Here is a 14,334-nt window from a genome sequence, read left to right as displayed (position 1 = left end):
GGGCCAGCAGCGCCGCGCGCGCGCCCGCTCGCTCACCCGCCACGCCGGGCCGGCGCTGCCAGCCGAACCGGGCCGGGCCGATCCTCCGGCCGATCAGGTAGGCGGTGCTGTCGCCCAGGACCGCGCCGGCCGTGGTCACGGCGATCAACCAGACCGGATGCGGCGCGCCCGCCGAGACGGCCAGCGCGCCGAGCGCCACCACCACCGTCTCGCTCGGCAGTGGCGGGAAGAACCCGTCGATGACCACCAGGGCGAACACCACCGGGTACACCCAGGCCGATCCGGCCAGGGCGAAGACGAGGTCATTGAGGGCGTCGACAGCAGGCATGTCCTCAGGTTAGGAAGGGCCCGGCGAGCACGCGTCGACCGCTGGGACGATTCCCCGCGCCGCTGGGATGACGTGCGCCGGATCCGGCGCCGCGCATCCGCGGGTCACCACCTCGACGGCCGCAGCCCGCCAATGGCGCCGATTGGGCCCGAATTGGGCGGATCACCCCCGGATGGCCCCGGTTGTGTCACCGCTGCCCGGGAAATGACCGTAACTTAGATAGGTAGGCACACGTCCGTCGAACCCGACGCACCGTGAGCCTGCGCACACGAAGGGTTGAGTTGTGAACGAGGAATGCATCCACGGACTGGACGGGGAGCTGTGCGCCCTGTGTTTCCCACCCGCCGCCCCCGTCGCATCGACCGTGCCAGCCGCCCGCGCCCCGCGCGCCAGCCGCGCCCGCACTCCTGAGGCGCCGACTGCGCTGCGCACCGTCGCCGCGCCCATCACCACGGGCACCGCCAAGACCAAGCGGCACGATGACAACGTCGGCGAACAGCGCATCTACCACCTCACCCACATCCGCAACCTGCCCGGCATCCTCGCCACCGGCCGGCTGCTGGCCGACACCAGCGACGCCTGGGAGGCCCGCCCCGTGATCGACATCTCGTCGTCGGCGAACCGGGATGCCCGCCGCCAGACGCACGTCTCCGGCCCCGACAGCCTCGCCGTGGCCGACCACGTTCCCTTCTTCCTGTCGCCCAACGCGCTGGTCTGGGAGAACATCCGGGCGCAGTCCCTCGACCCGCGCCTGTCCGACACCGCGCACGACGCCGCCGCGTTCGACTTCGTGATCCTGGTCTCCACCGTCAAGAAGGTGCTCGACGCGCAGACCGCCGCCGCCGACGCCACTCCCTTCGCGGTGACGGACGGCGACGCCGCATTCACCGCCACCCGCTTCGGCTCCACGCCGGATGCCGCCGACACGCTGCTGCGGTCCCTCCGCGCCGACCTGGACTCCGACACCATCCTCAAGGCCGAGCTGCTCGTGCCGCGCGAGGTCCCGTTTGGCCTGATCACCCTGATCGGCGTCGCCAACGACCGGGTGCGGGACGCGGTCAAGCCGATCCTCGCCGCCGCCAGCCACAAGCCCAAGGTCGCGGTGTACCCGCCGTGGTTCCACCCGACCGAAGACGGCTCGCTCTAGAAGGTCGAGCCGCGAAGAGCGTTCCCGGTGAGCGGGACCAAGCCCACCGCGCGCCTGAACAGGCAGTTCCCGGCCCGGTGGATCGACGTGGCCGCCGATGCCGGGACGGCACACGCGCTCGCTCGCTCGATCCTGATCCGGCGCCGCTACCGGGCGGATGCTGCTCTATCCGGGGGCGTGCAGTTCTACGAGTTCAGCTCGCCCCTCCTGGAATTCCTCGACGACATCTTCAGCGTGGGCTTCCTGATCTCGCTGTTTCGGGGCGGGCCGTCGGGGTACGGCAAGGTCGCGGTCTGGACCGAGGCCGTCGACGGTGGCACTCGGCTGACGGTGAGTCTGGTCGCCGGCCACTACCATTCCACGTCGGTGCACGGGGTGATCGCTGAGCTGGTCGACAGCGCCGCCGCCGCAGGACTGCTGATCCAGGCCGGTGAGCCCTTTTCCGGGATCGACCTGTCGACCGACTCGCCCGGCCAACCGGTGCCGGGCTACCGGCGCCGCCAGGAGCGCAAGGCTTCCAGAGCCGCCCGCCAGGCCTGACGCCGGCGCCCGGTCCGGGCGCGCCGCTCGCGACTTGCCGCATCCTGCCCCTTCCCGCTCGCTGAGGGGGGGCGTTTGCCGCAACTCGGCGGGCCGGGGTGGGTCGGCGGGGCGGGTGGCGGGTCTAGACGACCCCGAGCGGGATGTGGTCGCCGGCGGGCAGTTCGACGAGCAGGGGGTCTCCGGGCGCGACGGTGCCGTCGGCGACGACGACGCCCATGATGCCGGCCCGGCGCAGGATGTGGCCGGTGTCGTCCCTGCTCTTCAGGACGCCCTTGAGACCCCGCTGGAACTTGTCGATCATCGAGCAGGGGTCGCGCAGCCCGGTGACTTCGACGACGGCGTCGGCGCCCAGGTGCAGACGGGTTCCGACCGGCAGCGCGAGCAGGTCGAGGCCGGCGGTGGTGATGTTCTCGCCGAGCTGCCCTGCCGAGACCTCGAAGCCGTCGGCAGCGAGCTCCTCGAACAGCTCGGAGCGCACCAGGTGCACCTGGGTGAGGTTGGCCCGGGTCGGGTCGGTGCGGATCAGATAGCGGTGCTGGGTGGTGCTGCCGGCATGCGAGTCGCCCTCGATGCCGTAGCCGGCCACCAGACGGATGCTGGGCACCACGGGCTTGCTGAACCGGTGCTTGTCGTCGCGGCTCACGGCCACAACCGAACCCGTCTGCTGCTCACTCATCCCGCCATCCTGCCAGATGCCGGCGAGGGTCGAGCGGGCGCTGGGGATGTGGGGGCAGTCAGCGGGTGGCCTGGATCTCGATGCCGCCGTTGGTGGTTCGGGCGGTGATCGAGCGCCGGGAGGTGCTGTCGGAGGGCACGGTGCCTGAGTCGACCGATCCGTTCGTGGTCTGCGCGGTCACCAGGTAGGACACCCCGGAGGTGGGCACCCGCACGGTGATCGACCCGTTGGTGCTGCCGGCGTCCACGGCGTCCGGCGCATCCGCGAAAGCCAGCTCGACGGAGCCGTTGGTGGTGGTCGCCTGCACGGTCTTGGAGGTCGCATCGGTGACCCGGATGTCGCCGTTGGTGGTCTCAGCGTCGACCCGCCCGACCGTGCCGTCCGCCTCGATGGTGCCGTTGGTCGTTCCCAGGCTGACCCGGCCGGTGAGCCCGGATGCCGCGATGCGGCCATTCTCGCCGCTCACGGTCACGGGCAGCGCGCGGGGCAGCTGCACGGCCACGTCGATGGAGCAGCGGGAGAACAGCTGGGACGTGCACCCGCCGCGCACCTCGGTGACCCCGCCCTCGGTGCGCACCGTGAGGGTGGGCTCGTCGCCGAAAAAGCTGCCCGTCATGCGCACATGCGCCTGGTCGTCGCTGCTCGGCTCGAGGATGATCTCCGCGTTCGGAATCTGAACGCTCAGGCTGGTGCCCGGCGCCTCGTCCGCGCTGAGGTCCACCGGTCCGCTGCGGCCGGACAGTGCGAAGAAGAACGCTGCGATCAGCAGGAGGACGCCGAGGGTCGGCACCAGGATGTACAGCAGCGTGCGCCAGAGGGGAGCGGGTCCTTGCCCGGCGGCGCGGGGTCCGGCGGCGTTCGTCGGAGGCCTCTGCGCTTCCGCGGCGGCCGGAGGCGCGGCCGGAGGCGCGGCCGGACGGTCCATCGGCGGCCGCGGACGGCCGTGCGGCGGCGGATCGGTCATGGCGTGGCTCCCCGGCTGAGACGGGGCCTCGGCGCGCCCGGCGGCGTGCCGGATCGGGCGGGCGCCCGTTGCAGGGGACGGTAGCAGGGTTGCCGACACCTCGATATGGCGGCCGCCGGGACCGATCGGCGCCGAACGGTCAGCGCTTGGGCGTGTCCCTGGCGCGGTAGCGCAGCAGCCGGGCACGCACCGACAGGATGCCGCCGGCCACGAGGGCCACCACGGCCACGGGCAGCAGCACCGACAGGTACTGGTTGGCGGTGACGGCGTTGACGATCAGGAGGAGCACGGCCAGGCCGCTGCACGTGAATGCGGCGATCGTGTAGGTGGTGAACGTCCAGGTTTTCACGGGGGCAGGCATCCAATCGGTGGCGCTCGGGCGAGCCGCCGAGCTGAATCCACGGTACCAGCGCGGCCCGGGACCCGGCCGTGCCCGATGGTCGCGCACCCGATGCGGCATTCGGCGGAGAGCGAAAGTAGGCTTGACGTCTCACCACCGAATCAGAGACAGGTCTGACGTGAAGGTCATCAGCTACAACCTCCGCAAGAACCGTGCCAGCGGAGAACTCATCGCACTCGTAGAAGCGTACGACCCCGACTTGCTGTGCCTGCAGGAGTGCGACACCCTCGAGCTGCCGGCCGAGGTCGGCCTGCTGCACCTGGCGGACTCCACCACTCGCAACCGGCTGGGCTTGGCCGTGTACTACCGGCGCGACCGGTTCACGGCGCAGAAGACGCAGACCTTCGCGCTGAAGAAGTCGCTGCACGACCGGGTGCTCACCCCCGCGCACGAACGGCTGATCGGCACCCGGCTGCACGACATCGTCGCGAACCGGGCGCTGGTCGTGGCATCGTTCCACGCCGCGCCGCTGACCGCGCTGAACTCCCTGCGCCGCAACCAGATCCGCTCGGCGCACGAGGAACTCGCCGTGCTCGGCCCGAACCTGCCGACCCTGATGGTCGGCGACTACAACTACCCGATCTTCAAGAAGCACCTCAGCGCCCAGGTTGAGCTTTCCGGCTACGACCTCACCCTCAGCGACAGCCGCACCTACACGCGGTACAAGTTCTTCCGCGGCCACTTCGACCTGGCCACCTCAGTGGGGCTCACCATCGACAGCGTCGAGACCCTGCCGCGCGGCACGAGCGACCACATGCCGATCCTGGTGACCTCCTCGTACAGCGACGCGAAGGCCCCGGCCGATGCGGTGCCGGACACCGCCGGCGGCACCCTGCCCGGCGGAGAATTCTCGATCTGATCCCACCGGCACGGCCAGGTCCACAGTTCTGCATACGGGGCGGAAGGAGCCCCCGTGGCAGGTCCGGGCTTCGCTGTCCTCGACTTTGAAACCACGGGCCTCTTTCCCGGCCGCTCCACCGGATCATCGAGGTCGCCGTCGTGCACCTCACGGAACAGTGCGACATCCGCGGCCGCTGGGAGACCCTGTCGATCCCGGCCGCGACCTCGGCCGCACGGACCTGCACCGCATCCGCCCCGCCGATGGGCAGGGCGCACCCCGCTTCGCCGCCATCGCCCCGCAGCTCGTCGACCTGCTCCGCGGCTGGGTGGTCGTGTCGCACAACGCGAGCTGCGACACCTGCAGTGTCTGGGAGAAGGAGCTCCGGGGCGTGGGGTTGGCGCCGTGGAGCGGCGTGACCCGGCGGGTGAAGCTGGTCGTGGCCGCCGACGTCCCGTCCCGCTCGGGGAAGGCCCGGAAAGCCCACGACTACGGCATCCCGATCGTCGACGAGAGCACCCTGATGCGCCTGATGGGCTCCGTGGGTGCGAGGTCGATCACCGCCTGTGACCGACTCGGCTGAGCGACTCCTAGCCGCGCACGGTGAGCAGCGCGGCCCGCTCCGGGTGTTTGGCGAACCACCGGGCGACGAACCAGCAGTCCGGCGCGACGGCCCGGTTGCTCGTGGCTTCCACGTCGGCCATGGCGAATTCCACCACCTGGCCGGCCAGCCCCTGGCCGCGCCGGGCGGGGTCTGTGAAGGTGTGGTGGAACGACACGGTGTCGCCCTGCACGGCATAGTCGGCCAGGGCGGCAAGCTCGCCGTCGACGTAGAGGGCGTAGCGGGCGGCACCCGGTTCGTGGACGAGGACTGTGGTCACCTCCTCAGCGTAGACCGCCCTGTCAGTGGTCTCCGGTAACCTGACCAGATCCCAGCAGGTGGAGGCGCCCTAGTGTTCTTGCTCGATTCGACAGTGGTCTTCAGCGCGAGCGACCTCGGCGCCGCGGCGGGCTGCGAGTGGGCGCTGATGCGCAAACTCGACAGCAAGCTCGGCCGCGTCGATGCAGTGCCCGACGAGGGTGACGCCATGCTGAAACGCGCCGGCGCCCTGGGCGACGAACACGAGGCGCGCTACCTGCAGACGCTCAGGCAGACCCGCGAGGTGGTCGAATTCGCGCGGCCGTCGATGCGGGAGCTGCCGGCCGCGGCCGCGGCCACCGCGGCCGCGTTCCGGGCGGGGGCCGATGTGCTCTTCCAGGCCACCTTCTTCGACGGCCGGTTCGTCGGCTTCGCCGACTTCATCATGCGCGTCGACAGCGCCGCCGACACGGAGCCGGTCTATGAGGTCTATGACACCAAGCTGGCCCGCTCCGCCAAGATCACCGCCCTGCTGCAGGTGGCCGCGTACAGTGACCAGCTCGACCGGCTCGGCGTCCGCATCGGCGAGAACGTGCACCTGCTGCTCGGCGACGGGCGCACCAGCACCCACCGGCTGCGCGACATCCTGCCGGTGTACCGCAAGCGCCGCGCCCGGCTCGAGCGCCTCATCGACGAACGGGTCGCCGACCCGGAACCCACCCCGTGGGGCGACCCACGCTACTCGGCCTGCGGACGCTGCGCCGCCTGCGCGATCGAAGTGGAGGCCCACCGCGACGTGCTCCTGGTCGCCGGGATGCGGCTCACCCAGCGCCGGCACCTGCTGGAGGCCGGCCTGAGCACCATCGAGGCCCTGGCCGCGAGCTCCGGACCGGTCGAGGGGCTCGTGGACGCCACCGTGGGCGCCCTCCGCGCCCAGGCCAGGCTGCAGCTGCAATCCCGCCAGCTCGCCACCGGGCAGCCCGGCCACGCCGACGCGCCCGCCTTCGAGGTCTACAACCCGGTGGCGCTCGGCGCCCTGCCCGAGCCCGACCCCGGCGACATCTTCTTCGACTTCGAGGGCGACCCGCTGTACAGCGAGACCACCGCGGGAGTGGACCGGGTGGAGTGGGGCCTGGACTACCTTTTCGGCCTGATCGAGACCGACGGCACGTTCCGGGCGTTCTGGGCACACGATTACGCCGAGGAACGCCAGGCGTTGATCGACTTCCTCGCCTACGTCGCGGCCCGCCGCGCGACGTACCCCAACCTGCACATCTACCATTACGCCGCCTACGAGCGCACCCACCTGCTCGCACTGGCGGCCCGGCACGGCGTGGGCGAGGACGCCGTGGACGACCTGCTCCGCGACAATGTGCTCGTCGACCTGTACCCGGTCGTGAAGAAGAGCCTGCGGGTGGGCTCGCACAGCTACTCGATCAAGAAACTCGAACCGCTCTACATGGGCGACGACCACCGGGAGGGAGTGGACAACGCCGCCGATTCCATTACCGTGTACGCCGACTCCCGCGACCTGTTCCGCGCCGGTCGGCTCACGGTCGCGCAGCAGATGCTCGACGACATCGCCGACTACAACGAGTATGACTGCCTCTCCACGTTGCGGCTGCGCGACTGGCTGCTCGCCCGCGCCGACGAGGCCGGCGTGCCCCGCGCCGCCGCCCGAGACCTCGAACTTGACATTCCGGCGCGCGAGCCCAGCCCGGTCTACCAGGCGCTGGCCGCCGAAGTGGCGGATGCCCCGCCCGGCGACCGATCGGCCGATCAGACCGCGATCGCCCTGGCGTCCGCCGCCATCGACTACCACCGCCGGGAGGGCAAGAAGTTCTGGCAGGAGCACTTCGACCGGCTGCGGAACCCCGCCGACGAGTGGTCCGCCACCCGCGACGTGCTGATCGTGCAGAAGGCCGCGGTCGAACGCGACTGGGCGCTCGTGGGCCGCGACCGCAACCTGTCCCGGGTGCTGCGCATCGAGGGCGAGCCGGCGCCGGGCAGCTTCCTCAAGCTCGGCCAGCGGCCCTTCCTGCTCTACGACGCACCGTATCCGCCGCTCGCACCCACCGGCGAGCCCGGCTCGCGGGTGGCGCACGAACGCACCGAGATCACCGGCCTCGTCGACGAAGCCACCGGCGAAGCGGTGCTCTATGTCACCGAGAAGCTCGGCAAGGGCATCGACCCCTACGACCACCTGCCGATGGCGCTCACCCCGGCGATCCCGCCGCCGCCCGGCACCCAGGTTCCGGCGATCGCGGAGTGGGGCCAGCGGGTGCTCGACGCCCTGCCCGGGATGTTGCCGGATGCGGCGCTGGACATCCTGCGCCGCCAGCCACCCCGCCGGCAGACGGCCGAGTCGCTCCCGCCGGTCGACGGGAACATCACCACCGCCATCCGCGACAGCCTGCTCACCCTTGACCGGTCCTACCTGGCGGTGCAGGGCCCACCCGGCACCGGCAAGACCCACACCGGCTCGCGGGTGATCGCCGAACTGGTGCGCGACAACGGCTGGAAGATCGGCGTGGTGGCCCAGTCGCACGCCACGGTCGAAAACATGCTCAGCGCCGTGCTCAAGGCCGGGCTCGGCTCCGGGCACGTGGGCAAGAAGGCCAAGGCGGGCCAGGAGGCCGACACCACCGCGTGGACCCCGCTGCCGCCCAACCGGTTCGCGGAGTTCACCGGCCAGGCCGGCGGCTTCGTTCTCGGCGGCACCGCCTGGGACTTCAGCAACGCCGCCCGCATCGAACCGGGCTCACTCGACCTGCTCGTCATCGACGAGGCCGGCCAGTTCTCGCTGGCCAGCACCATCGCGTCGGCGGTCGCGGCCCGGCGACTGTTGCTGCTCGGCGACCCGCAACAGTTGCCCCAGGTGAGCCAGGGCTCGCACCCTGAGCCCGTGGACGTCTCGGCGCTCGGCTGGCTCACCGACGGGCACGACGTGCTGCCCGCCGAGCTGGGCTATTTCCTGGCCAAGAGCTGGCGGATGCACCCCGAGGTGTGTGCGCCGGTGTCCCGGCTCTCCTACGAGGGCAAGCTCGAGTCCCGGGCCGCCGACCGGTTCCTGGCCGGCGTCGCCCCGGGCCTCCACCCGCTGCCCGTGCCGCACACCCTCAACTCCACCTCCTCGCCCGAGGAGGCCGACGCCGTCGCCGAGCTGATCGGCACGCTGCTCGGCCGCGACTGGACCGTCGACGGCGCCACCGGCCCGCTGGCCCAGAGCGACCTCATCGTGGTCGCCCCGTACAACGCGCAGGTCGAGGTGATCCGTCAACGCCTGGCCCTGGCCGGCTGGCACGACGTGTCGGTGGGCACCGTCGACAAGTTCCAGGGCCGCGAGGCCGCCGTCGCGATCGTGTCGCTGGCGGCGTCCAGCGCCGAGGAGGTGCCGCGCGGGCTGGAGTTCCTGCTGCTGGCGAACCGGCTCAACGTGGCCATCTCCCGCGCGCAGTGGGCGGCGTTCCTGATCTATTCGCCCGCGCTGACGGATGCCCTTCCCCACAACGCGGGCGCCCTCGCGCAGCTCAGCGCGTTCATCGACCTCGTCGAGGGGTAGGTCGCTTCAGCGGTCGAGTTCCGCCGTGAATCGTTCCGGCAAGACCACGTTGGCACCGACACCGCTGAAGAACGGGGCGACCTCGGTGGGCGTATAGCCGGCGATGCCGCAGCCGATCTCGGTCACGAGGAACGTCAGCTCCGGGTGTTCCGCCGCAAAATCGACGAACCCGGCCACCTCCCGGCGCAGAATGGCCAGACCGCTCATGCTGTTGATCGCATAGGACTGGCCGTGCAGCCCGTGGCCCTGGCCCCAGACCGCGCCGAACCTTTCATGCGCCAGCGCGGCGGCGCCGCCGGCGTGCGCACCGGCAGCGTTTGAGCCGAAAACGAAGACCTCGCCGGGTTCCAGCCGGGTGATCCGCATGAGCTCAGGCTCCCTCGGGCGCCCGCGGGTTCAGGCGGTTGGTGGGGTCGAGTTTCGTCAGCAGCTGGTTCGAGATGGCGTCCAGTTGGGCGATCTGCTCATGGGTGAGGGGGTCGATCACGTTCTCGCGCACCGTGCGCACGTGCCCGGGAGCGGCTAACTGCACCACGGCCCAGCCTTCCTCGGTGAGCGCGGCGTTGGTGGCGCGTCGGTCGGTGGGGCAGGGGCTGCGCGTGACCAGTCCGCGGTCCTCGAGACGCTTCACCACGTGCGAGAGCCGAGGCAGGCTGGAATTGGTCATCGAGGACAGCCCGGTCATGCGCAGAGTCCGGCCCGGTGCCTCGGAGAGCATGGCGAGAACGTAGTACTCGAAGTGGCTGAGGTCCGAATCGCGTTGCAACTGGGAGTCGAGCAGGCCCGGCACCAGCTCAACGACGGCGACGAAGCGCAGCCAGGCGTGCAGCTGGGCCGGGCTCAGCCACTCTGCGGCAGCGGTCTCATTCGTGTCCATGTCACCAGCTTACCAAGCACTCCCTCCTTTTGGTTGACGCGACAAGTAAAAGCCGATACATTACTTGTACCAACAACTAATTCGCCGCGGAAGGCGAGAAGGAGCACGTCATGACGAGCATCAGCATCATCGGAGCAGGCAACATGGGCACCGCCATCGCGGGCATCGCGGCCACGGGCGGCGCATCCGTTCAGCTGCTGGCACAGGATGCCGAGAAGACCGCGGCCGCCGCCGCCGCCCTGGGCGCATCCGTCGTCGCCGGCGTCGCGGGCGATGCCCTCACGGGTGACATCGTCATTCTCGCCCTGCCGTACCCGGCCGTGGCCGGTGTGCTCGCCCAGTACCGGGGCCAGCTCGACGGCAAGATCGTCGTGGACATTACCAACCCGCTCGACTTCGCCACCTTCGACTCGCTCGTCGTGCCGTCGGACGGCTCGGCCGCGCAGGTCATCGCCGAGGCGGTTCCCGGCGCCCGCGTGCTCAAGGCGTTCAACACCACCTTCGCGGCCACCCTGGCCACCGGCGGCGTCAACGGCGTCGCGCCCACCACCGTGCTGGTGGCCGGTGACGACGCGTCCGCCAAGGACGCGCTCATCTCGGTGTTGGTCGCCGGTGGCGTGCTCGCCGTCGACGCCGGTGCCCTCAAGCGCGCCCGTGAGCTCGAGGCCCTGGGCTTCCTGCAGCTCACCCTGGCCGCCGCAGGCACCACCGGCTGGACCGGCGGCTTCGCCCTGGTGAAGTAACCTCCGCCCCAGCCCAGCGGTATCAGATGTCGAGGAGACCCCGGATGTCGTCGGGTGTCAGGGAACTCGCGAAGAGGTCGTCGTCGTCGAGGACCGCCTGCACGAGCTTGGCCTTGGTGGCCTTGAGGGCCATCACCTTTTCCTCGATGGTGTCCGCGGCCACCAGGCGGTACACCATCACATTGCGGGTCTGGCCGATGCGGTGGGTGCGGTCGATGGCCTGGCTCTCGCTGGCCGGGTTCCACCACGGGTCGAGCAGGAACACGTAGTCGGCCTCGGTGAGGTTGAGGCCGAAGCCGCCGGCCTTGAGGCTGATCAGGAACACCGGGTCGTCGCCGGTCTTGAAGCCGTCGATCACGCCCGGCCGGTCGGTGGTGGAGCCGTCCAGGTAGCTGTAGCGGATGCCGCGCTTCTCCAGCCGCGCGGCCGCGAGGGCCAGGTAGGAGGTGAACTGGCTGAAGATCAGCGCCCGGTGCCCCTCGGCGACCACCTCCTCGAGCTGCTCGAGGAGCGCCTCGAGTTTGCTGGAGGGCACATCGGCGTACTCGTCGTCGACCAGCGACGCATCCAGGCTCAGCATCCGCAGCAGCGTGATCGACCGGAACACGATGAACCGGTTGGCCTCGAGGTCGTCCATCAGCCCGAGCAGCTTCTGCCGTTCCCGTTGCAGGAAGGTGTCGTAGATCTCGCGGTGTTCCGGATCCAGCTCGATGTGCAGCACCTGCTCCTGCTTGTCGGGCAGGTCGCGGGCCACGACATCCTTGGTGCGACGCAGCATCAGCGGGCGGATGCGCCGCCGCAGCCGGCCGACCAGCTCCTGCTGGGACCGCACCTTGCGCTCCGCCGGGCGGAGGTATTCCTCGGTGAACCGGCGCACCGAGGGGAACAGCCCGGGGGCCACGATCGAGAACAACGCCCAGAGTTCGAGCAGGTTGTTCTCCATCGGTGTGCCCGTGACGGCCAGGGTGAACGGCACGTCGATGTAGGCGGCGGAGCGGTAGAGCTGCGAGGTGCGGTTCTTGACGAACTGCGCCTCGTCGAGGATGAGGCCGGCCCAGCCCTGTGCCTGGTAGGCGTCGAAGTCCAGGCGGAACAGCGCGTACGAGGTGACGAGCACATCCACGCCCTTCGCCTGGTCGGCGATGCTGCGGCCGCTGGTCGCCTGGGTACTCGCGACCGGGGCCACCCGCAGGTTCGGCGTGAACCTGGCCGCTTCGGCCACCCAGTTGGACACCACGGAGGTGGGCGCGACGACAAGGAACGGTCGCCCGGAGACGGCGGCCTCCGGCGCCGCAGCGGGGTGCTGCACGGCGTGGCTGAGCAGCGCCAGCACCTGCAGGGTCTTCCCCAGGCCCATGTCGTCGGCGAGGATGCCGCCCAGACCGTGCTCCCAGAGGAAGACCAGCCACTCGAAGCCGGCCACCTGATACGGGCGCAGGGTGGCGGCCAGCCCGGCCGGCAACGGGGTGTCCCGGGGGAGCGCCGCGGCGTCCGTTTCGCCGCGTTGCAGCTGCAACAGCCCGCCCACCGCGGCGCGCCAGGACACGGCCTGGTCGGTCTCGTCGGCGAGGTCCTCGAAGTCGCTCCACAGGCTGGCCTGGTGCCGGTTGATGCGGAGGCCGGTCTCCCACTCCTGCAGGCTCCGGGCCTCCTCGATGAGGTCGCGGAGTCGGTCGAAGACCGGTTGCGTGAGGGAGAGGTAGGTGTTGTCGCTGAGCAGGAGCTTCTTCTTGTTCTTGGCCAGGGCGGTGAAGATCGGGTTGAACGGGATGCTGCGGCCGTCCATGTGCACGAGCACACCGAGGTCGAACCAATCGCGTTTGTCGGTCTCGAGGGTGCTCACGGTCAGGTGCGGCGTGCCGGTGAGCTCGCGGTAGTCGGGCTTGTCGCCCACCAGCTGCACCCGCACGCCCTCGACATGGTCGAGCCCGGGCAGGGTCTTGTCGGTGTATTCGGCGGCGGGCAGCCCCGTGAGAGTCACCGCGGGCGCGCCGGGGTTTGGCGCGGCCAGTCCGGGTACCGCTGTCGTCACCCGGTCGAGCAGCGTGCCCTCGGCCAGCTCGTCCCTGTCGCCCTGCCACTCCCAGTCCAGCCGCACGGCCTGCTTCGGTTCGAAGCTCACGGTGTGCACGAGAACCGGCGGCGGCGGGGGCGGGAACTCGATCGAGGCATCCGTGCTGGTGACCGGGACCCCGCGGCGCAGGGTGGGAAAGTACCCGGTCAGGAACTCGTCGACCTCGCCGGCCGGCACCACGAGGGCGGGCGCGTCGGCGCCGAGCAGACGGCGCTGGTCGGCGCTGAGCGGTTCGGTCGTCGGCGCCAGCACGATCGCCGGCTCCGCACCGAGCCGAAAGGCGTACACGCCGTGGGCGCCCAGGGCGCCGGCGTCGGCGACCGGATGCTGGTCGCCATCGATGCCCAGCCGCGGGGTGAGGGTGAGCTCGGTGGCGTTCAGCACCGCGTCGAGGGTGACCGTCGCCGCGGAGCCCACCGTGACCTCGGCATCCTTGTGACTGCCGGCGAGGGCGATGCCGAGCCGGCCGGCCTCGGCGAGCAGGTGCCAGAGCAGCGGGCTCTCGAACTCGTCCAGGTAGAGCCACTCGGTGTCCTGGCCGTTGTACACCGGCCGGTCGACGCGGTGCAGCGGCACGAACTGGCAGAACCAGCGGTGCTGCTCCACGTTGAGGTTCAGCCGGTTGAGCTGGTAGCCCACGTTGCTCCAGGTGATGGTGGACTTCACCCACTTGCCCGAGTCACTCTGCACGACGGGGCGCACGCCCAGCCGATAGGCGCCGGTGCGCGCCCGGCTGGCCGAGGCGCGCACGGCGGTGGCGCCGCGCCAGCGGTCGTTGTTGCGCGGGGTCTGCTCACGCAGCTCGAACAGCAGGCCCATGGCGGTGCGGGCGGCCGGTGGGCCGGCGGCCGGTGCGGCCGTGGGGCCTGTCGTGACGTCGACAGGGGAGCCGGGGGCGGCCTGGTCGGGCCGGCTCCCGGTCAGGGCGGCCACAGCCGACTTCCAGTCGGTCGCACCCGCTCCACCGGCCGCGGGACGCGGCGGTAAGGGGGGAGGCGGCATGGTTCAATGTTCTCACGCGCCCCGGACACCCCGGCAATGGGGCCGTCAGGAGCCGGGGAAGAGGCTCGGCACGCTGGTGCCGGCGCGGTCGGCGATCCAGGCTTCGAGCGCGGCGGCGGGCACCGGCCGGGAGAGGAAGTAGCCCTGCGCCACGTCGCAGCCGAACAGGGTGAGCTGGTCGAACACCTCGGCGGTCTCCACACCCTCCGCCACGATGCGCAGACCCATGCTGTGGCCCAGGTGGATGGAGGAGGCGACCAGGGCGGTTGCCCGCTCGTCGTCGAGCATCGGGATGATGAAGGACTGGTCCAGCTTGAGCTC

15 protein-coding genes are annotated in these 14,334 nt (G+C 70.7%); 6 read left to right on the top strand and 9 right to left on the bottom strand.

Translation table 11 applies throughout. From position 1 onward, the window contains the following. On the bottom strand, positions 1-328 hold a 328-nt coding region (locus tag JWP54_RS03825), incomplete at its 3' end, for a DedA family protein (RefSeq protein ID WP_367274179.1). Positions 329-611: 283 nt separating this feature from the next. Between JWP54_RS03825 and JWP54_RS03820 the strand changes: the two genes are divergently transcribed. Beyond that, positions 612-1,475 (top strand): DUF4433 domain-containing protein, encoded by an 864-nt coding sequence (locus tag JWP54_RS03820; protein ID WP_297367483.1) that lies wholly within the window; start codon positions 612-614, stop codon positions 1,473-1,475. Between the two features lie 27 nt (positions 1,476-1,502). Beyond that, on the top strand, positions 1,503-2,015 hold the full coding sequence (locus JWP54_RS03815; protein WP_297367481.1) for a hypothetical protein: 513 nt from the start codon (positions 1,503-1,505) through the stop codon (positions 2,013-2,015). A 124-nt stretch (positions 2,016-2,139) separates the two neighbouring features. Here the strand turns inward: JWP54_RS03815 and JWP54_RS03810 are convergent, their stop codons facing one another. From JWP54_RS03810 to JWP54_RS03800, 3 genes are all read right to left on the bottom strand, one after another. Continuing rightward, entirely contained in the window at positions 2,140-2,694 is a 555-nt protein-coding gene (locus JWP54_RS03810) for an MOSC domain-containing protein (RefSeq protein WP_297367477.1), read from the bottom strand. 58 nt (positions 2,695-2,752) lie between these two features. Then, positions 2,753-3,658 carry a DUF4097 family beta strand repeat-containing protein gene (locus JWP54_RS03805; RefSeq protein ID WP_297367474.1) on the bottom strand — a complete coding sequence of 302 codons (906 nt, stop codon included), beginning with the start codon at positions 3,656-3,658 and terminating at the stop codon, positions 2,753-2,755. A 139-nt stretch (positions 3,659-3,797) separates the two neighbouring features. Beyond that, positions 3,798-4,007: a hypothetical protein gene (locus tag JWP54_RS03800; RefSeq protein ID WP_297367471.1), complete on the bottom strand. Its 210-nt coding sequence runs from the start codon at positions 4,005-4,007 to the stop codon at positions 3,798-3,800. Between the two features lie 169 nt (positions 4,008-4,176). Here JWP54_RS03800 and JWP54_RS03795 point away from each other — a divergent pair, with 169 nt between their 5' ends. Continuing rightward, entirely contained in the window at positions 4,177-4,917 is a 741-nt protein-coding gene (locus JWP54_RS03795) for an endonuclease/exonuclease/phosphatase family protein (protein WP_297367468.1), read from the top strand. 157 nt (positions 4,918-5,074) lie between these two features. After that, on the top strand, positions 5,075-5,479 hold the full coding sequence (locus JWP54_RS03790) for a hypothetical protein (RefSeq protein ID WP_297367465.1): 405 nt from the start codon (positions 5,075-5,077) through the stop codon (positions 5,477-5,479). A gap of 7 nt (positions 5,480-5,486) precedes the next feature. Here JWP54_RS03790 and JWP54_RS03785 read toward each other — a convergent pair whose 3' ends face one another. Next, entirely contained in the window at positions 5,487-5,777 is a 291-nt protein-coding gene (locus JWP54_RS03785) for a GNAT family N-acetyltransferase (protein ID WP_297367462.1), read from the bottom strand. A gap of 72 nt (positions 5,778-5,849) precedes the next feature. Between JWP54_RS03785 and JWP54_RS03780 the strand changes: the two genes are divergently transcribed. Further along, positions 5,850-9,317 (top strand): bifunctional RecB family nuclease/DEAD/DEAH box helicase, encoded by a 3,468-nt coding sequence (locus JWP54_RS03780; protein WP_297367459.1) that lies wholly within the window; start codon positions 5,850-5,852, stop codon positions 9,315-9,317. Positions 9,318-9,323: 6 nt separating this feature from the next. On the opposite strand, the gene JWP54_RS03775 is transcribed toward JWP54_RS03780, so the two are convergent. Together JWP54_RS03775 and JWP54_RS03770 are read right to left on the bottom strand one after the other, a co-directional pair. Further along, positions 9,324-9,683 carry a hypothetical protein gene (locus JWP54_RS03775; RefSeq protein ID WP_297367456.1) on the bottom strand — a complete coding sequence of 120 codons (360 nt, stop codon included), beginning with the start codon at positions 9,681-9,683 and terminating at the stop codon, positions 9,324-9,326. 4 nt (positions 9,684-9,687) lie between these two features. Continuing rightward, positions 9,688-10,194, bottom strand: coding sequence for a MarR family transcriptional regulator (locus JWP54_RS03770; RefSeq protein ID WP_297367453.1), 507 nt, complete (start codon positions 10,192-10,194; stop codon positions 9,688-9,690). Positions 10,195-10,304: 110 nt separating this feature from the next. Here JWP54_RS03770 and JWP54_RS03765 point away from each other — a divergent pair, with 110 nt between their 5' ends. Further along, the gene (locus JWP54_RS03765; RefSeq protein ID WP_297367450.1) at positions 10,305-10,937 is read left to right on the top strand and encodes an NADPH-dependent F420 reductase; all 633 of its coding nucleotides are present in this window, start codon (positions 10,305-10,307) and stop codon (positions 10,935-10,937) included. Between the two features lie 22 nt (positions 10,938-10,959). Here JWP54_RS03765 and JWP54_RS03760 read toward each other — a convergent pair whose 3' ends face one another. Next, positions 10,960-13,944, bottom strand: coding sequence for a DEAD/DEAH box helicase (locus JWP54_RS03760; RefSeq protein ID WP_297367446.1), 2,985 nt, complete (start codon positions 13,942-13,944; stop codon positions 10,960-10,962). Between the two features lie 114 nt (positions 13,945-14,058). Next, the coding region (locus tag JWP54_RS03755; RefSeq protein WP_297367443.1) for an EAL domain-containing protein at positions 14,059-14,334 on the bottom strand (276 nt) is incomplete at its 5' end.

It is taken from the genome of Cryobacterium sp., from assembly GCF_025463825.1.
GTDB lineage: Bacteria > Actinomycetota > Actinomycetes > Actinomycetales > Microbacteriaceae > Cryobacterium.
Note: the sequence above shows the minus strand (reverse complement) of the source record. Positions and strands in the feature narration are given on the sequence as shown.